The following is a 20887-nucleotide window of genomic DNA, read 5'->3' as shown; positions in this document are numbered from 1 at the left end:
TTATTTCTTTGTTGTTTTCTTTTTAACCGGTGTTTTTTTCTTAGCAACGGTTTTCTTTTTTGCAGGCGCCTTCTTTTTAGCCGCTGCTTTTTTCTTAGGAGCCTTTTTTGCGATAAGCTCTTGAGCTTTTTCTAATGTTATTTTCAACGGATCGATATCCTTAGAAAGCTCAACCTTAATCTTCCCTTTAATAACATTATGCCTACCCCATCTAGCCTTCTCAATTCGTATTCCCTCTTCTTCCCAGTCTACGATAAGCTTATCCTTCTCTTTCTGAATCTTGTCCTTTATCAAGGTTTCAATATCGTCATTAGATAGATTATCAAAATCATATTTCTTGTTTACAGAAATAAACATGCCTGCCCATTTAATATACGGACCAAAACGACCAACACCTTTAGTCACAGGCTGCTCGTCATAACTATAAATAGGAGCATCTGCTTTTTCTTTCATCTGAATCAACTCTGCAGCACGCTCAAATGTAAGAGTCATAGGGTCATCATCCTTCTCTAGACTTACAAAGGTCTTTTCATTAAATTTCACATAGGGACCAAAACGCCCTTGATTCACCTCTACTGGATAACCATTATACTCACCTACAGTTCTAGGCAATTTAAACAACTCCATTACCTCTTCTAGAGTAATCGTATTCAGGTGTTGAGTAGGTAACAAACTAGCAAACTCAGGTTTCTCTTCGTCTTCTACTGTACCTATTTGCGCCATAGCACCGAATCTTCCTAAACGCACACTAATAGGCTTACCACTTTCTGGATGGACTCCTAATACACGTTCTCCCACTTCACGCTCTGCATTTTCAGCAACATCTTGTACCGTAGGATGAAAACTCTTATAAAAATGCCCCATCATGTCGGTCCATTCTTCCTTACCTTCGGCGATATTATCAAAAGACTCTTCCACATTTGCTGTGAAATTATAATCTAAAATACTACCAAAGTGTTCTACTAAAAAGCTGTTCACAACTCTACCAACATCGGTAGGAATCATTTTATTTTTATCAGACCCAGTCTTTTCAGTAAGCTTTTTCTCTGCCACCTTATCCTTACTTAAAGTAAGTTGAACATAATCACGCTCTAGACCTTCTGACTGTCCTTTTTCTATATATTTTCTATTTTGAATAGTGGTAATAGTAGGCGCATATGTAGACGGACGTCCTATACCTAATTCTTCTAACTGTTTAACTAGAGATGCTTCAGTATACCTGTAAGGTGGTCTAGTAAACCTCTCTGTAGCTGTAATTCTTTTATTTAGTAACGATTGCCCTATTTTAAGATCTGGTAATAATCCCTGCTGCTCAAGATCTTCATCATCCGTACTTTCTAAATATACTTTTAAGAAACCTTCAAACTTTACAATCTCACCACTAGCAGTAAAATTCTTCTCATGCTTATCTGCAGATATAGTTACATTAGTTCGTTCTAATTTTGCATCACTCATCTGACTTGCAATTGCTCTTTTCCAGATCAATTCATACAGACGTATCTGGTCGCGATCTGCTCCAGAACTATGGACAGCAAAATTAGTAGGACGTATAGCCTCATGCGCCTCTTGAGCACCTTTAGACTTTCCTTTATAATTACGTTCCTTATGGAATTCACTTCCATAAGCTTTATGTATCTCCTCTTCAGCACCTTGCTTTGCCTCCTTACTTAAGTTAACAGAATCTGTTCTCATATAAGTAATTAAACCAGCCTCATAAAGACGCTGTGCTAGTTGCATAGTGCGACTTACGTTAAAAAACAATTTACGTGACGCTTCTTGTTGTAAAGTAGAAGTAGTAAATGGTGGTGCTGGAGATTTTTTAGCCGGCTTTTTAACAAGGTCTGCTACTTCAAATTTAGCCCCTTTATTTACCTCAAGAAAATCTTGAGCCTCTTTAAGAGACTTTAAATTGCTAGGTAGCTTTGCTTTAAGTAACGCTCCTTCTTCCGTATTAAAATCTGCATCGACTCTGAAAAAATTATCAGAATTAAAGTTCAGTATTTCATCCTCACGTTCTACGATTAAACGCACAGCTACCGACTGTACACGTCCTGCGCTCGCTCCACCTTTTACCTTACGCCATAAAATAGGTGAAATTTCATACCCAACTATACGATCTAATATACGACGCGCTTGTTGCGCATTAACTAGGTCATAATCTATAGTACGTGGGTTATCAATCGCGTTTTGCACAGCACTTTTAGTAATCGCATTAAACACGATACGCTTAGTATTTCCTGCTTTAAGATCCAGTTGTTCTGCCAGGTGCCAGGCAATGGCCTCACCTTCTCGATCCTCATCACTTGCTAGCCAGACCATTTCTGCATCGGCAGCCATTTTTTTGAGTTTTCTAACAAGATCCTTCTTGTCACTACTCACTATGTATTTAGGCTCAAAATTCTTATCTACATCTACACCTAATTCCTTAGAAGGTAAGTCTGCAATATGCCCAAAACTGGACGCCACTTTAAAATCTTTACCTAGAAATTTTTCTATCGTTTTCGCCTTAGCCGGCGACTCTACAATAACAAGATTCTTTGCCATTAAACTATGATTTTTGAAATGCAAAGGTATGAGTTATTTTTATGACCTCCACAAACATCTGTTAAACAAGTAGTTAAAAAGACTCTTGAAATTTTAAACCGTTCAGTTCTTGACGTTTAACCTTAGGCACATATCCGTATCTTACCATTATTTTACTCTATAAAAATGTTTTTTGTGTAAAAAGACGTTTAGAATTCCGCTTTCGCGAAAGCGAGACCACATCAAAAACCGTCCTTATTATATAGTTTATTACCTCTATGAAAGGAGGCCTTAAATTAGGTTGAAAAAATATTAACCAACTTAATGCTGCCATTGTGTCATAAAACATATCTTTGCAACGTTATATTAATGATGACGATTGATGGAAAAGATTATTGAAGAAGATAAGCAAGGGACTGCTGTCGTGTTAGAACACAATGCCACCAACACACGCAAACTCTATATAGAAAGTTACGGATGTCAGATGAATTTTTCTGATAGTGAGATAGTTGCTTCTATTCTTGCAAAAGAAGGATTCAACACTACTAACAACATGGAGGAGGCTGATTTAGTATTAGTTAACACCTGTTCTATTAGAGACAAAGCCGAACAAACTGTACGTAAAAGATTAGAAAAATATAACCGTGTTAAGGAACGTAAGAACCCTAACATGAAAGTAGGTGTTCTAGGCTGCATGGCCGAAAGGTTGAAATCTAAGTTTCTTGAAGAAGAAAAAATAGTAGATATGGTCGTAGGACCTGATGCTTATAAAGACCTACCTAATCTCGTTGCAGAAATAGATGAAGGAAGAGATGCTGTAAATGTACTTCTATCTAAAGAAGAGACCTATGGAGACATCGCGCCGGTAAGATTAAACTCAAATGGAGTAACTGCTTTTGTATCTATTACCAGAGGTTGTGATAATATGTGTACATTTTGTGTAGTACCATTTACTCGTGGTCGTGAACGCAGTCGTGACCCACATTCTATTCTAGAAGAGGTGAATGATTTATGGAATAAAGGTTTTAAAGAAATCACTTTATTAGGACAGAATGTAGATTCTTTCTTGTGGTACGGTGGTGGTCTTAAAAAAGATTTTAAGAAAGCTAGTAAAATGGCAAAGGCTACTGCGGTAGATTTTGCTCAATTATTACACAAAGTAGCAAACGCACATCCAGACTTAAGAATACGTTTTTCTACAAGTAATCCACAAGATATCAGTGATGATGTTTTACATGCTATTGCAGCCCATAGAAACATATGTAATTACATACACCTGCCTGTACAGTCTGGTAGCAATCGTATCTTAAAAGAAATGAACAGACTACACACTCGTGAAGAATACATGAATCTAATAGATCGTGTACACGCTATTATACCAGAATGTGCGGTCTCTCAAGATATGATCACTGGTTTCCCAACAGAAACAGAAGAAGATCATCAAGACACTTTAAGTCTTATGGAATATGTAAAGTATGATTATGGATTCATGTTTTCTTATTCTGAGCGACCAGGAACAATGGCAGCTCGTAAACTAGAAGACGATGTACCTGAAGAAGTAAAAAGCAGGAGACTTAGTGAGATTATAGCCGTACAAAGAAGAACTGGTCATGAAAGAGCACAATACTTTGTAGGTAAAACAGTAGAATGCCTCATTGAAAAGGAATCTAAAAAATCTGATCGACACTGGGCTGGAAGAAACACCCAAAACTACGTTGCTATTTTTGATAAAGAAGATTACAAAGTAGGTGAATATGTTATGGTAGAAATTACAGACTGTACAAGCGCTACTCTTAAAGGAAAAGCTATAGGGTATAGCGACATGAAAGGGCCATTAACTTACGACACCGTATAATATGGAAAGTGTACAATCAGTAAAACAGCGTTTTGAATTAATAGGTAATGATCCCGGCTTTAATAGAGCGATAGAAAAGTCATTACAGGTCGCTCCTACAGATATTTCTGTACTTGTTACTGGAGAGAGTGGAGTCGGTAAAGAAAGTATACCCAAAATCATACACTCACAATCTTTTAGGAAACATGCAAAATATATCGCTGTAAACTGTGGTGCAATCCCAGAGGGAACCATAGACTCAGAATTATTTGGTCATGAAAAAGGTGCTTTTACAGGTGCCACTTCTACTAGATCTGGATATTTTGAGGTAGCAGACGGCGGAACCATATTCCTGGACGAAGTAGGAGAATTACCGCTACCTACACAAGTACGTTTATTACGTGTATTAGAAAATGGTGAGTTTCTTAAAGTAGGATCTTCTACCACACAAAAAACTGATGTACGCATAGTTGCAGCCACTAACGTAAGAATGTATGATGCGATTGAAAAAGGAAAATTTAGAGAAGACCTCTACTACAGACTAAGCACTGTAGAAATAGACTTACCGCCATTAAGAGAACGCAAGGGAGATATTCATTTGCTTTTCAGAAAATTTGCAAGTGACTTTGCAATGAAGTACAAGATGCCCACTTTGCGTCTCGATGAAAATGCTATCTCCATGCTCACCAATTATAGATGGAGTGGTAACATAAGACAGTTGCGCAACATTGCAGAGCAAATAAGTGTTCTAGAAAAAGAAAGAAATATAACCGCCGCAACTTTACACAATTACTTACCAGACGCTGGTAAAAACTTACCTGCTGTTATAGGTGAGAAGAAAAAAACCGATAGTGAGTTTGCAAACGAGCGTGAGATCTTGTACAAAGTCTTATTTGACATGAAAAATGACTTGAACGATCTCAAAAAACTCACCAATGAGTTGATGGAAAATGGTAACGCAAAAGATGTAAGAGAAGAGAATCCTGGTTTAATTAAACGTATTTATGGGAACCATAAAGAAAATGAGCAGGATTATGAAGACGTTATAGATAACGCATACGACTACACACAAGAAGAACACATAGCGCCTGTTCAAAAAGCAAACATAGATAATCACTATGTAGAACCTGTACAACCTAGTAGTGACCGTTATGACTTTGCACAAGAAATAGAAGAAGAAGAATCACTTTCTCTAGCCGATAAGGAAATAGAACTGATTAAAAAATCGTTAGACAGACATAAAGGTAAAAGAAAAGCCGCAGCAGACGATCTAGGGATCTCAGAGCGCACTCTATACCGTAAAATAAAACAATATGATCTTTAAGAATCTACGCTTTTTAATTATTGGACTCGCTTTTTTAAGCTTAAGTTCTTGTGGGCTTTATAGTTTAAGTGGAGTAACCATACCGGCAGACATTAAGACCTATCAAGTAGATTACTTCGGTTATCAGGCAACGTTAGTAGAACCAGGTATAGAAAGAGATTTTAAAATAAAATTAGAAGAACTTATTCAAGATCAATCATCTTTAAATCTAGTTACTAAAAATGGCGATTACATATATCAAGGAGAAATTACTAGATACTACATCGCTCCTATGACTGCTACCGCAAATAGTACAGCCTCTCAAAACCGATTAACTATAGAGATAAATGTACGATTTACAGACACTAAGAGAGACGAAGAGAGTTTTGAAAAGAAATACAGTTTTTTCTATGACTACAGCGCAAATGTGCAATTACAAGGCGCTGCTTTAGATACAGCCCTAGAGGTTATCTATGAGCAAATCACACAAGATATTGTAAACGACACACTAGCTAAATGGTAGATGTAAATCACATAAATAATGTACTTGCACAACCTGACCAGGTCACTGTAGATCATATAGCCTTGCTACAAGAGACACTTATAGAGTTCCCATATTTCCAGGCGGCTCGCAGCATTTATCTTAAAGGACTAAAAAATGAAAGCAGTCCTTTATATAATAAAGAATTACAAAGGACAGCCTCACACACAACAGACAGATCTGTATTATTTGATTTCATCACGTCAGATTCATTTATACAGAATAAAGTTAGTGAACAAATAAAGCAACTTCGAGAAGAAGAAAAGGAAAACGAAAATGTTGAAAATACATTATCAACTACTCCTGAAGTACTTGCTATTCAAAAACCTATAGAAGAAGACTTTAATGCCAGCACTGATTTCACGCAAGTAACAGATATAGATCTTTTTGAAAAAAAGAAAAGCACCTCTATAGCAGATGAGCCATTAGAGTTTAACAAAAATGAAACCTATAGTTTCTCTCAGTGGTTGCAATTAACCAGTCTTCAACCTATTGATAGAACAACGCAAATTGAAGATGAAAAGCAGGTTACTTCAAAAAAAGAAGAAGAAATAAATGAAAATTTAATATCTTCAGAAATAATTCAGGAAGAAGATGATCGCGCTAGAAAGATGGCTCGCATTGATCAATTTCTTGCAGAAAAACCAAAGATAAAGCCTCGTAAATCGCCCAGTCCCTCGATTAATGTAGCAAACCAATATCAAGATCCGAGTCAATTTATGACTGAAACTCTCGCTAAAGTTTACCTTGCACAAAAAAACTATTCCAAAGCCTTGAAGGCTTATGAGATTTTAGTATTGCAACATCCAGAAAAAAGTGGTTTATTTGCAGACCAAATTCAAGAAATTAAGAATTTACAAAGTAACAACACATAATGACAACATTTTATATTTTTTTAGCACTCATCGTTTTAGTAGCATTTTTACTAATAGTAGTTATCATGGTACAAAACCCTAAAGGAGGTGGTTTATCTTCTAGCTTTGGTGGTGGCGGCACACAACAATTAGGTGGTGTAAAGAAAACAGGTGATTTTTTAGATAAAAGTACATGGATACTTTCTACTGCACTTCTTGTCCTTATACTTCTTGCTAGTACATCTTTAATTCAAGGTAAGTCTGTAAGCTCTATCCAGGTAACAGATCCTACAGCTGTAGAAAGCACAACTAACAATATACCTAGCGATGCTACTAACACTACTGAAGGTACAGATACTGACAGTGAATAGTAAATCACTACATCATAAACTGACAAAATATCCAGCCCACAAGGCTGGATATTTTTGTTTACAGAAGTTTTGTCAGTGAAAATAAATTGGCATATTTATGGAACTCCCAACATCATTAATAATCAAATAAACATTTTTTAAAATGGCATTAAATATTCAACCTTTATCAGACAGAGTAGTTATAGAACCAACTGCTGCAGAGCAAAAAACAGCTTCTGGTTTATATATTCCTGATACAGCAAAAGAAAAACCTCAACAAGGTAAAGTAGTTGCTGTAGGAAATGGAAAAAAAGATCACGACATGACTGTAAAAGTGGGTGATACCGTTCTTTATGGTAAATACAGTGGTACAGAATTAAAACTAGACGGTAGCGATTACCTTATCATGCGAGAGGATGATATTCTAGCGATAGTTTAATAAAATGATCCGCTTTCGCGAAAGCGAGAACAACATCAATAATTTTAACGATTAAAAAAACAACTGTTCAAAACAGTAAATTTTAAAAAATTAAAGAAATGGCTAAAGACATAAAATTTGATATAGAAGCAAGAGACGGAATCAAACGTGGAGTTGATGCACTTGCTAATGCAGTAAAAGTAACATTAGGCCCTAAAGGTCGTAATGTAATTATAGGTAAATCATTTGGTGCTCCTGTAGTAACAAAAGATGGGGTAAGTGTTGCCAAAGAAATCGAGCTAGAAAACGAGCTGGAAAACATGGGTGCGCAAATGGTAAAAGAAGTTGCTTCTAGAACTAATGACCTAGCAGGTGATGGTACTACAACTGCCACTGTACTTGCACAAGCTATCGTAAAAGAAGGTCTTAAAAATGTAGCTGCTGGAGCAAATCCTATGGATTTAAAACGCGGTATCGACAAAGCTGTTGAATCTATTGTAAAAGATCTTGAAAAGCAAGCTAAAAAGGTAGGTGACTCTAGCGAGATGATTAAGCAAGTAGCATCTATATCTGCAAATAATGACGAGGTAGTAGGTGATCTTATAGCTAAGGCTTTTGGAAAAGTAGGTAAAGAAGGTGTTATCACCGTAGAAGAAGCTAAAGGTACCGAGACTTACGTGGACGTAGTAGAAGGAATGCAGTTCGATCGTGGATATCTATCTCCATACTTCGTAACTAATTCTGAAAAGATGACTACCGAACTGGAGAATCCATACATCTTGTTATTCGACAAGAAGATCTCTACCATGAAAGAATTAATGCCAGTTCTAGAACCAGTTGCTCAGACTGGTAAACCTCTCCTTATTATTGCTGAAGATGTAGATGGAGAAGCTCTTGCCACATTAGTAGTAAACAAATTAAGAGGTTCTTTAAAAATTGCTGCTGTTAAAGCACCAGGTTTTGGAGATAGAAGAAAAGCTATGTTAGAAGACATTGCTATTCTTACTGGCGGTACTGTAATATCTGAAGAAAGAGGATTTACTTTAGAAAACACAACTCTAGAAATGCTAGGTACTTGTGAAAAAGCAGATATCAATAAAGATAACACAACTCTAGTTAACGGTGCTGGTAATAATGCCGATATTAAATCTAGAGTAGGACAGATCAAATCTCAAATTGAGAATACTACATCTGACTATGATAAAGAAAAACTTCAAGAACGTCTAGCAAAACTTGCAGGTGGTGTTGCTGTACTTTATGTAGGTGCTGCAAGTGAAGTAGAAATGAAAGAAAAGAAGGACCGTGTAGATGACGCACTTCATGCAACTCGTGCAGCTGTAGAAGAAGGTATCGTAGCCGGTGGTGGTGTTGCTCTAGTACGTGCAAAATCTGTTCTTTCTAAAGTTAAAGCTAACAATGCAGACGAAGAAACAGGAATCTCTATCGTAGCTCGTGCTATAGAAGCACCTCTAAGAACTATCGTAGAAAATGCTGGTGGTGAAGGAAGTGTTGTCGTATCAAAAGTATTAGAGACTAAAGGATCTAATGGTTATGATGCTAAAAACGATAAATATGTAGACATGCTTAAAGAAGGAATTATCGATCCTAAAAAAGTAACGCGTGTTGCATTAGAAAATGCAGCATCTGTTTCTGGAATGATACTTACTACAGAGTGTGCACTTATAGAAATTAAGGAAGATAACGCTGGTGGCGGTATACCTGCTGGTATGCCAGGAGGAATGGGCGGAATGATGTAAATTATTTTTCTTAACCTTATTTTAAATAAAAGCCATCTCTTAAGAGATGGCTTTTATATTTTAATTAACTCACGTACATTGGGCTATATAAAATATAGAATCCCAAAAACCGTTAATCATAAAACCGAACTATGAAATATTTAAGTATTCTTTTCCTACTAACTTTATTAGTAAGCTGTAAAGAAGATAAAGAAATCACCACTAGCCTACCTCCTGCAAATGAAAACACCGCAGCCACTTCTACTGATCAACACGCAGATAGTAACACAGTAACCTCAGCTACAAAAAGCAATGCAATAGTCGCTAGTGGCAGCGTTACTGATTTTTTAAAAGATATAAAGTCGTTTGCTCGATCTGAAAAAGGGAACTCTATTGAAAATTTTCAAAAACTTGCCGATGACACCGCAGCAGAAAAAATCGATATTTCAAAAGAAAACTTTGGAGAAGCTTTAAAAAAAGCTACAGATTTTAAATACATTTTTATCACCGTAGAAAACCATACAGTAGTAAAAATAGACGATGTCTCTAAGTGCAAACCATCAGGATCATGGGCAACATGCGTCCCTTATGCACAAGGCTATATTAAAAAAGGCGATATGATCTACCAAGAAGATTATGCTAATAATATAATAGGCCTACCTAACGATCAGAAACGAACGATGTATTTATTTAACTAGTCTTATTCAAAGTAAAAATTTTATCAAAAAAAAAAATATAGTAAGTGAACAAAACACCCTTGTTGCTTAATCTTAAATTGAACTTACATTAAAAAAAATAGAGATCTCTATTTTGAATCTCCTTACTAGAAACTCGATAATTTAATTATCGAGTTTTTTTTTGTTTTAAACTCGCTTTCGCGAAAGCGGAATGATAAAAACTTAAGACATAACTTAAATACTATACTCTACAGCAATCAAAAAAAATGCAAAAGCACTAATTAGATTAAAACAAAAAGGGAAAAATTAATAACTACATTAAAACTATAGGGTAATAGATCATTAATATAAATGTTAATTTTTAAAAAAATTACTATCTAAATATGCAAAAACGATATTTAGATGAAAAAATCAAATGTTAAAGTTAAAAACGTAATTAATTCATTTATAGCATTTTAAATACTTTAAACTATTAACCCTATAAAATAACTAGGATTTAATTTGTAGGAAATTAGGTTAACAATAGTTAATTGTGATACTTTTAGCGTTTTAACCAAATAAATCAAATTGTATGAAATTATTTCTACACAAAAGACTAGTATTTCTATTGATGCTAGTTGTGCAATTTTCTTTTGCACAAGAAAAACAGATCTCTGGTACAGTATCAGACTCTTCAGGAGAAGTATTACTCGGTGTTAATGTTCTTAAGAAAGGAACTAAAACCGGAGCACAAACAGACATTGATGGTAAGTATAGTATTCTCGCTCAAGAAGGCGACGTACTTATCTTTTCTTACTTAGGACTGCAGACTAAGGAAGTTAGCGTTACTGGAGAGCCAGTACTCAATGTTGTATTAACCGATGATGCTGAAGCACTAGGAGAAGTGGTAGTTATCGCGCAAGGGATAAAAGCTAAACCTAGAGGTTTAGGATATGCCATTGCAACAGTAGATTCTGACGAGATCACAAGAGCTAAAGAGGTTAACGTTATATCTGCTCTAGCTGGTAAAGCACCTGGTGTGAGTGTAACTAACTCTTCTGGTTCTGTTGGAGCATCTGCTAACATCAGAATTAGAGGTAATAGTTCTATCGTAGGTGGAAACTCTCCTCTATTCATTGTAGATGGTGTGCCTATTGACAACTCCTCAACATCTGAAGCAGATGGTGATGGAGGTTTAAGCGGTACTGACTTCTCAAACAGAGCAGTAGACCTTAACTCTAACGACATTGCTAGTGTAACGGTATTAAAAGGACTAGCAGCTCAAACACTTTATGGTATTAGAGCTTCTAATGGTGTGGTACTGATAACTACTAAAAAAGGAAAATTAGGTAAAACAACTGCAAGTATTACTTCTAACACAACATTCTCTCAATACAATAAAGTCCCAGACCTTCAAAGAACCTATGCTCAAGGTGGTGTTGTTGGTGGCGTTTTAACTTACAGAGGTCCTGAAACTTTTGAAGGAGACTCTTGGGGACCTAACGTTAACACTCTAGAATATGATGGCGCAACAGACTACCCTTTTGATAGTAACGGTCGACTAGTTGCTGCTGGAACAGGAAATGGACAAGCTGCAAATACTTACGATCATTATGATTTCTTTAAAACTGGAGTACTTCAAGAAAATAACTTTTCTGTAGCAGGTGGAAATGAAACAATAAGATACCGTGGTTCTATAGGTAGATTAACACAAGACGGTATATCACCTAACGAAGAATTTGACAGAAAGACTTTTAGAGCAGATATAAATGCAAAATTAGATGACAAATTTAGCCTAGACATGTCTGGACAGTATAGTGTATCTGGTGGTAACCGCGTGCAAAGAGGTTCCAACATATCTGGTATTATGCTAGGTCTAGTAAGAAGCACCCCTACTTTTGATAACGGTAACGGCCTAACAGGTCAAGATGCTGCAGATAATTCTTCTTCTTACTTTTACAACATTGCAGGTCAAGAATTACCTGGTCAAAGAAGTTATAGAGATGGGATTTACAACAACCCATACTTTACCGTAGCACAAAATTCTAACACTGATGATGTAAGTCGTTTTATAGGTAAAGTTGGTCTTAACTACAAATTATCTGATGAAATTGAAATAAGATCTGCACTTTCTGTGGATCAATATACAGATCAAAGAAAATCAGGATTTAATGTTTTAGATGCATCATTCGGTTCTGGTAGAGTTATAAATGACCAGATTGCAAATGCTGATATTAACTGGAACATGGTTATCAACGGTTCTAAGCAATTAAATGAAGACCTAGGCTTCACATACAATGTAGGTTATGATGGTTATTACACTAAATTTAGTCGTCGTATCCAAATAGGTGATGGATTAACTATTCCAGGATTCTTTGATGTAAGCAATGCTTCTTCTAACCAGGTACGTGAGTCTGCTGGAGGTAAAAAATTAATCGGTGCATTTGCAACGGCTAGTTTTAACTACAAAGACATGATTTATGTAACTCCATCATTTAGAAATGACTGGTCTTCTACATTACCTGTAGGTAACAATTCTTTCCAATCCTATTCTGTAGGTACTAGTTTTGTATTTACTGAACTTTTTGAAGAAAACGATTCCTTCTTAGACTATGGTAAACTGAGATTATCTTATGGATCTGTAGGAAAAGATGCTCCTACCCTAGCAACAACTACTGTATTCGGTGGATCATTCATAGGCGGTGACGGCTTTATTCAAGGCGTTTCTTTCCCTGCATATGACACGGTATCTTTTGAGAGATCTGGTCTAGCTGGTAATCCAAACTTAACTCCTGAAAAAGCAAGAGAATTTGAAGTAGGTATGGAATTAAAAATGTTCGATAACAAATTGAAATTTGACGTAACTTATTATGATAAACTTTCTTCTGATGTAATCTTACCAGTAGATGTTGCATCTTCTTCAGGTTTTACTAGTAAAATAGATAACGCAGCAGAGGTTTCTAACAAAGGTGTGGAAATCGCACTAGGTTATACACCTATAAGAACTGATGATTTTCAATGGAATATAGATGTTAACTGGACTACTTATGAGAACATTGTAGAATCACTTGCACCAGGTGTAGAGCAAGTAACTTTAAATGGATTCTCTAGCACATCTGCAGTAGCAGCTGCTGGACAGCCTTTTAGTGCGATATTCGGTAGTAGTTTTCAAAGAGACGACGCTGGTAATGTTTTAATAGGTGACGATGGTTACCCTATTCAAAGTACTGAGAATTCTATAGTAGGTGATCCTACTCCAGACTGGCAAGCAGGAATAAGCAATACTATTTCTTATAAAGACTTCTCTTTATCATTCCTTTTTGACATTAGAAAAGGTGGTGATGTATGGTGTGGTACTTGTGGTATCCTAGACTTCTTCGGTACATCTACTCGTACTTTAAACAGAGATCAAACTACTGTTTTTCAAGGTACAGTACAGTCTACTGGACTACCTAATACACAAGTTGTTCCTTATTATGATTCAACTATTAGTGAAAACAACAACTTCTATAGAAGATATGGCTTTGGTGGTACTAGTGAAAGTAATATCTATGACGGTTCATGGATAAGACTTAGAGAATTAACAGTTACTTACAACTTACCTTCTAAGTTACTAGAAAAGACATTCTTTGAAAGCGCATCTATTTCTGCATATGGTAGAAACCTATGGTTAAGTACTGATTATCCAGGAGTAGATCCTGAGACGAACTTAACAGGAGATAGTAATGGTTATGGTTTAGATTATTTCAATCAACCTAATACCAAGAGTTATGGTGTAAACCTTAATCTTAATTTTTAAAAAAAGCCGATATGAAAAAAATACAAATATTAATAGGAGTCCTATTTCTCAGCTTAGTATCCTGTGAAATAACAGACGAAAACATAGATCAAAATAACCCTAATGGCGCATCAGTAAATGCAGGTGCGGTTTACCCTGGTATGATTGCACAAACACATAGAAATATGGTTGCCATCAATGCTAGAATAGCAGGTATAGTTGCCCAGCAATATGAAGGGCTAGATGCACAGCAAATAGCATATGACCAGTATAATATTGGTGAAGATGACACTGATGATTATTGGGATGCGGCACTTTACGGTACAGGAGCAATGCCAGACTGTTATGGTATTTTCACAAGTAACACTGAAGAAGTAGGAGCACTAGCAAAGTTATATATGGCTACTAACCTAGGTCTAGCTACTACTATGTGGGGTGATGTACCTTATGATAATGCATTTATTGGAGATCAAGGAAATTTTAACCCAACATTTGATTCTCAAGAAGATGTTTATGCTACTATCCAAAGATTACTAGATGAATCTATAGCTGGAGGAGTATCTAGTGGTATCGGAGAATTTTATGGTGTTGGATCTGGTGGAGCAGATTGGGAAAAAACAGCGAGAGCATTAAAGGCTCGTTATTACATCCATTTAACTTCAGTTGATAATACTGCTGCAGCTAGTGCTCTTGCACAAGCACAGTTAGCATTATCTAGTACAAGTGAACAAGCAGATTTTGTTTATTCTTCGCCAGCAGCAAATTCAAATCCTTTGTTCTTGTTTGACAATGACAGACCAGGTACACTAGGTGTAAGCCCACAGTTAACTTCTTTAATGACAGGAGATCCAAGGCTACCAGTTTACACTAACGTAGACGGTGATTTTGCAGGAGCAGGATTATTTTGGGGACAAGCAGACTCTCCTACTCCATTAATTTCTTATTGGGAAGTAAAATTCATAGAAGCTGAAGCTATCGTAAGAACAAGCGGTACCGATGCAGATGCTCTTGCTGCATTGCAAGATGCTGTAGAGGCTAACATGCTTTATGTAGGAGTATCACAAGCAGATGCAGACACTTATACTGCAGCTCTAGCTCTTTCAGGAAGTATGGATGATAAAATAGAAACGATTATTACTGAAAAGTACAAATCTTTTTATGGTAACGCGCCGATTGAAGCGTGGACAGATTTTAGAAGAACAAAATTCCCTGCTTTAACACCTAATCCAAGTGCTGTAGGTGGTGTTAATCCTTCTAGAGTTATTCCTCGTAGATTTCTTTACCCTATCTCTGAAAGATTAACTAACGGTACTAATTATAATGCAGCAATTAGTGCACAAGGTGGACATTTACTAGACAACGACATGTGGGCATTTCCTACAAACTAAGGATTAGCCAACTATTTAAATTTTGATGTAAAATCACATCTTTATAATCCTTTACTAGAAACTCGATAATTTAATTATCGAGTTTTTTTTTGTTTTAATCTCGCTTTCGCGAAAGCGGAATACGTAAGAATTCATTTACAAAAATTAACTTTAACAGAAAATCCTATATCGCGTTAACGTCTTGTTAAGAAATATTGAGGTTTATGACAATATATTTAGGCATCAATAAAAAAACAAAATCAATGAGCAAAATTAAAATGTTGATGATGCTGCTACTAGCAGTCTTCATGACAACAAGCTGTTCTGTTTTCCAAGGGAAAAAGAAAACAGCGCCTAAGACAAGCGCAGCAGCTAAGAAACCTAAAAAAGGTGACATACAACCTTACTCAAAGGTAATCACTAAAAAAGCTAAAAGTGATGAAGGTTTATTTACCGTACATCAAGTAGGAGAAAAGTGGTTCTATGAAATACCTGACAGCCTTTTTAATAGAGAGATGTTAATGGTAACTCGTATTGCAAAAACTGCTTCAGGCTTAGGTTTCGGAGGTGGTAAACAAAATACCCAAACCTTAAGATGGCAAAAGAAAAATAAAGACGTACTTCTAAGAGTTGTATCTCATCAAGTAGTTGCAGCAGACTCTTTACCGGTAAGTATTGCAGTAGAAAACTCAAATTTTGAACCTATTCTTTACTCTTTCCCTATTAAGGCTATAAAGAAAGACAGTGTTACTAACAATACAGTAATAGACGTAACAGACTTCTTTACTAAGGATGTTAAGGCTATAGGTTTTCCACAAAGAGCTAGAACAAGATATAAAGTAAGTAGAGTCGACGCTACGAGATCATACATAGACACTCTACGTTCTTATCCACAAAATATAGAAACTAGACACGTAAAAACATACTTTTCTAGCGCACCACCTTCTAACAGAAGTGTGCAATCTATATCATTAGAATTAAGTAACTCTATGATACTTTTACCTAAAGTACCTATGAAGAGACGTTACTTTGACCAGCGTGTAGGATGGTTTGCTAGAGGCCAACAAGATTACGGTCTTAATGATCAGAAAACAAAAACAGTTACCTACCTAGACCGATGGAGACTTGAGGTAAGAGATGAGGACATGGCTAAATTTAAGGCTGGTGAATTAGTAGTACCTAAAAAGCAAATCGTTTATTATATCGATCCTGCAACACCTGTTCAATGGAGAAAATATATCAAGCAAGGTATTGAAGACTGGCAAGTTGCTTTTGAAGCTGCTGGTTTTAAAGAAGCTATCATAGCAAAAGATGCACCTACCAAAGAAGAAGACCCAGAATGGAGTCCTGAAGATGTTAGATTCTCAACGGTAAGATACTTAGCATCTCCTATTCCTAATGCAAATGGGCCTCACGTAAGTGACCCAAGATCTGGAGAGATTCTAGAAAGCGACATCAACTGGTACCACAATGTAATGACTTTATTACACAACTGGTTCTTTATACAAACGGCTGCAATTAATCCAGATGCACGTATGAATAACTTTGATGACGAGGTTATGGGACGTTTAATACGCTTTGTAAGTTCTCATGAAGTAGGTCACACACTAGGTTTACCTCATAACATGGGTAGTTCTATTGCTTATCCTGTAGAAAAATTAAGAGACCCTGCTTTTACTAAAGAATTCGGTACTGCACCATCTATTATGGATTATGCTCGTTTTAATTATATCGCACAGCCAGAAGATGGAGATGTAGCTCTTATGCCAGAAGTAGGTCCTTATGATAAATACTCTATCAAATGGGGTTACATGCCTATACCTGATAAAACTGCAATTGAAGAAAAGAAAACACTTGACAGCTGGATTCTTGAAAAGGCTGGAGATCCAGTTTATAGATTTGGTCGTCAGCAATTTGGTGTGGTAGACCATACTTCACAAACTGAAGATTTAGGGGATGACTCTATGCGTGCTAGTGAATACGGTATTAAAAACTTAAAACGTATTGTTCCTAACTTAGGTAAATGGACAGGTGAAGAAGGTGAGAACTTTGACGAGTTAGAAGGTATGTATGGTCAACTTGTAGGACAGTTTAACCGTTATATGGGCCACGTTACTGGAAACATAGGTGGAGTTAAAGAAACTTACAAAGCTTATGGCCAAGAAGGAGCTGTTTATGAGCATGCTTCAAAGGACAAACAACAACGTGCAATGGCTTTCTTACACACTCAATTATTTGATACACCAGAGTGGTTAATCGATCAAAATATTTTCAATAAAATAGAATCTGCTGGTGGTATAGAGAGAATACGTGGTATGCAAGTACGCACACTTAATAGTGTTCTTGACTTTGGCCGTATGGCTAGACTTATGGAAAATGAAGAAGTTAACGGTAGCAATGCATATGGTTTACTTGATATGATGACTGAATTAAGAAAAGGTCTCTTCAAAGAACTACCTAAAGGTCAAACTATTGATCGTTACCGTCGTAACCTACAACGTGCTTATGTAGAAAGACTTGAGTTTATCATGACTAATGAAGCTCCTAGAAGCCGTTTTGGTGGTACAAGAGTAGATGTAGAACAAAGTGATATTAGACCTATCGTACGTGCAGAGTTAGTTACTCTTAAAAGAGATGCTACTCGTGCAGCTAGTCGTACTAGTGATAAGTTATCTAAAATTCACCTACAAGATTTAGTAGAAAGAATTAACATGATACTTGATCCTAAGTAATTAGTTTACATTTAGAAATTCATCAAAAGCCGATTCATATAAATGAATCGGCTTTTTCTATTCAATAAAATCAACTGAATAGATATCATAATCCACATTTAAAAGCTATTTATTTATATTTGATTCCTAACCATATTCACTCTACTTCCTACTCCATCCTTAAACTATATTAAGAAGAAAACGAATATTCCAATTAAAATATGAAAGCCAAAATTTTAGAATATTTGAAAAACGACCATCATTACTGGTGGACCGTAGCTGTTTTACCAGGCATCTATTCTCTGCTATATTTATACCAAAACAACTTTACTTTAATTAATTCATGGGAGCAGTTTATAGCCTTCTTAATTTATTTTATAGTTGCCCCATCTACAGCTCTAGTTTTATTGGACTTGGTATTCAAAAAGAAAGTCTGTATAGACCGAAAACATTTATACTATTGTTTTTTAATCATTAACCTTGCTATCATTCTATCCTTATTTGTTTTTATGAGGTGGAGATGGAAACCTCTTATTCTAGTATTTATAATAACCATAGCTACTTCTAAATACTTATCTAAATTCTATAAAATAGGCGTACTACTTTTAGGTCTTATGATTATTCCGGCAGTATTACAATTTGGCAATTATTATTATCAATCTGTATACAGTCTTCAAGAATGGTCTACACCAGAAGATTTTGAAAAATTCACTTTTCAAAAAAAACCTAATATATATCTTATTCAACCAGATGGTTATGTAGGTAAACCCACGATGACTGGACAGCTATACAATTACCCAAATGATCAATTTTATGATAATCTAGAAACCTACAACTTTAATTTTAATCACAATTACCGCAGTAACTATCCCTCTACACTATCATCTAACAGTACACTATTTAACGCACAACATCATTATTTCAACCAAGGCAAGGCAAAGAACGAGCTATTTAATGCCAGAGATAAAATCATGGGAACAAATCCAGTTTTGAGAACTTTTAAAAATAATGGATACGAGACAAATGCTATTCTACAGAGTAACTACTTATTATATAATAGACCTGATGTGTTCTATGATTATACAAACATAGAAATGGAAGACATTTCCTTTTTTCCCGTATTTCATAATGATATTGATTATTATTTTGATTTCAAAAACAGATTGAACGATAACCAAAGTATAGCACCGCAATTTTTCTTTATAGAGATATTGAGCCCTAGTCATATTAGTCACAGCAAAACATTTAGTTTAGGAATTGAAAAAGAAACTGAGATTTATTTAGAAAAAATACCTGATATCAACACAGAGGTAAATAAGCTTATAAATTTAATTACAACTCATGACAAGGATGGAATAATTATAATTGCAGCAGATCATGGAGGGTTTGCCGGCTTTGAATATACCGAGAAGGCTTATCAGGAAATTACTAATAATTTAGAATTAAAGAAAAGTATATTTAATTCTTTGCTAGCAGTTAAAGCACCTGAATCGTTTGCCCCTTATCAAGAACGAATAACCAGTTCTATCAACTTATTCCCAGAACTATTCACTTACCTTTCGGGCCAGTCCCAACCTCACACCATTAGAGATGCATCTAGTTACATAATAATTAAAGAGACGAGTAATAGTGGCGTCTATCAATACTTTAATCAGGATGGAGAAAGTGTAACCATAAAAAAGCCGACTCATAAGTAATGAATCGGCTGCTTTTAAAATATAAATATTATTTATTTATTCCTCACTCTTTTTTCCCAAACCCAAGAACTACCTAATGCTTCTTCCAGATTATATTTTGATTCCCAACCCAGAATATTTCTTACTTTATCAGTTTGAGCATAAGCCTCTACCACATCTCCTGCACGGCGGCCTACTATTTTATAATTTAATTTTTGTCCACTAGCTTTTTCAAAAGCAGCAATAACTTCTAACACAGTTGACCCAGTTCCTGTACCTACGTTAAATACTTCAAAGTTTTCATCAGCTTTCTTTTCTAACAGTCTGGATAGAGCCGCTACATGAGCTTTAGCTAGATCTACTACATGAATATAATCTCTTATAGCTGTACCATCTCTAGTTGGGTAATCATCTCCATAAACAGAAAGTTGTTCTCTTAAACCTATAGCGGTTTGAGTTATATATGGAACTAGATTTTGAGGTACACCTAGTGGCAACTCGCCTATTTTTGCACTTTCATGAGCACCTATAGGGTTAAAATACCTTAATGCAATCGCTTTAAGATTAGGTTTTACTTTACATGTGTCCTTAATTATCTCTTCCCCTACTTGCTTTGTATTACCATATGGAGATTCCGCAGGTTTTATAGGTGCATTTTCAGTAACTGGCAACACGTCTGCCTGACCATAAACAGTACAAGAAGAACTAAATATAATACTCATTTCTTTATCTTGAACATTTTGTAATAGATAAACTAATGCGTTAATATTATTCTCATAGTACAATAATGGATTATTCACACTCTCGCCTACCGCTTTTGAAGCGGCAAAATGAATAATTCCGGATATATCTGGATACTGATTAAAAAACTTAGACAGACCATCTTTATCTCTTACGTCTACATTTTCAAACGCCGGCTCAATATTAGTAATGGATTTTATATTATCTAGAACATCAATAGAAGTGTTAGATAAGTTATCTATAATTACAACCTCATAACCTTGTTCTTGTAGCTCCACCACCACATGAGAACCTATATAACCTAAACCTCCTGTTACTAATATTTTCATAGATTGTAAAGCTACATTATTTAAATAAATGACATAAAAAAAGAGCTGTAAAAATTACAGCTCTTTAAAT

Annotated in this window: 14 protein-coding genes; 12 read left to right on the top strand and 2 right to left on the bottom strand. The window is 35.7% G+C overall.

Going from position 1 to position 20887, the window contains the following annotated elements:
- On the bottom strand, positions 1-2544 hold the full coding sequence (gene topA, locus ACJJVJ_RS12760) for a type I DNA topoisomerase (RefSeq protein ID WP_405370713.1): 2544 nt from the start codon (positions 2542-2544) through the stop codon (positions 1-3).
- A 361-nt stretch (positions 2545-2905) separates the two neighbouring features.
- Here topA and miaB point away from each other — a divergent pair, with 361 nt between their 5' ends.
- The 12 genes from miaB to ACJJVJ_RS12700 all read left to right on the top strand — a co-directional run bounded on the left by miaB (position 2906) and on the right by ACJJVJ_RS12700 (position 19768).
- The gene (gene miaB, locus ACJJVJ_RS12755; RefSeq protein ID WP_104515790.1) at positions 2906-4378 is read left to right on the top strand and encodes a tRNA (N6-isopentenyl adenosine(37)-C2)-methylthiotransferase MiaB; all 1473 of its coding nucleotides are present in this window, start codon (positions 2906-2908) and stop codon (positions 4376-4378) included.
- Position 4379: 1 nt separating this feature from the next.
- Complete coding sequence (locus ACJJVJ_RS12750) at positions 4380-5681, top strand: sigma 54-interacting transcriptional regulator (protein ID WP_405370711.1); 1302 nt, start codon at positions 4380-4382, stop codon at positions 5679-5681.
- Positions 5671-6183, top strand: coding sequence for an LPS assembly lipoprotein LptE (gene lptE, locus ACJJVJ_RS12745; protein WP_405370709.1), 513 nt, complete (start codon positions 5671-5673; stop codon positions 6181-6183). Before ACJJVJ_RS12750 ends, lptE begins: the two co-directional genes overlap by 11 nt.
- Positions 6177-7076, top strand: coding sequence for a hypothetical protein (locus tag ACJJVJ_RS12740; protein ID WP_405370707.1), 900 nt, complete (start codon positions 6177-6179; stop codon positions 7074-7076). The genes lptE and ACJJVJ_RS12740 overlap by 7 nt, the downstream gene beginning before the upstream one ends.
- Positions 7076-7426: a preprotein translocase subunit SecG gene (gene secG, locus ACJJVJ_RS12735; protein ID WP_405370706.1), complete on the top strand. Its 351-nt coding sequence runs from the start codon at positions 7076-7078 to the stop codon at positions 7424-7426. The genes ACJJVJ_RS12740 and secG overlap by 1 nt, the downstream gene beginning before the upstream one ends.
- Positions 7427-7568: 142 nt before the next feature.
- Complete coding sequence (groES, locus tag ACJJVJ_RS12730; protein WP_104515795.1) at positions 7569-7844, top strand: co-chaperone GroES; 276 nt, start codon at positions 7569-7571, stop codon at positions 7842-7844.
- A gap of 98 nt (positions 7845-7942) precedes the next feature.
- Positions 7943-9580 (top strand): chaperonin GroEL, encoded by a 1638-nt coding sequence (gene groL / locus ACJJVJ_RS12725; RefSeq protein ID WP_405370704.1) that lies wholly within the window; start codon positions 7943-7945, stop codon positions 9578-9580.
- A gap of 131 nt (positions 9581-9711) precedes the next feature.
- Positions 9712-10257 carry a hypothetical protein gene (locus tag ACJJVJ_RS12720; RefSeq protein WP_104515797.1) on the top strand — a complete coding sequence of 182 codons (546 nt, stop codon included), beginning with the start codon at positions 9712-9714 and terminating at the stop codon, positions 10255-10257.
- 550 nt (positions 10258-10807) lie between these two features.
- Positions 10808-14014, top strand: a complete 3207-nt coding sequence (locus ACJJVJ_RS12715; protein ID WP_405370702.1) for a SusC/RagA family TonB-linked outer membrane protein — start codon at positions 10808-10810, stop codon at positions 14012-14014.
- An 11-nt stretch (positions 14015-14025) separates the two neighbouring features.
- Positions 14026-15381, top strand: a complete 1356-nt coding sequence (locus tag ACJJVJ_RS12710; RefSeq protein ID WP_405370700.1) for a SusD/RagB family nutrient-binding outer membrane lipoprotein — start codon at positions 14026-14028, stop codon at positions 15379-15381.
- 242 nt (positions 15382-15623) lie between these two features.
- A complete protein-coding gene (locus ACJJVJ_RS12705) occupies positions 15624-18092 on the top strand; it encodes a zinc-dependent metalloprotease (RefSeq protein ID WP_170034603.1) in 2469 nt (822 codons plus the stop codon).
- Between the two features lie 200 nt (positions 18093-18292).
- Complete coding sequence (locus tag ACJJVJ_RS12700) at positions 18293-19768, top strand: hypothetical protein (RefSeq protein ID WP_405370698.1); 1476 nt, start codon at positions 18293-18295, stop codon at positions 19766-19768.
- Between the two features lie 32 nt (positions 19769-19800).
- Here ACJJVJ_RS12700 and galE read toward each other — a convergent pair whose 3' ends face one another.
- Entirely contained in the window at positions 19801-20817 is a 1017-nt protein-coding gene (gene galE / locus ACJJVJ_RS12695) for a UDP-glucose 4-epimerase GalE (RefSeq protein ID WP_405370696.1), read from the bottom strand.
- Positions 20818-20887: the final 70 nt, after the last annotated feature.

This window comes from Nonlabens sp. Asnod2-A12 (genome assembly GCF_045063745.1).
Taxonomy (GTDB): Bacteria; Bacteroidota; Bacteroidia; order Flavobacteriales; family Flavobacteriaceae; genus Nonlabens; species Nonlabens xylanidelens.
Note: the sequence above shows the minus strand (reverse complement) of the source record. Positions and strands in the feature narration are given on the sequence as shown.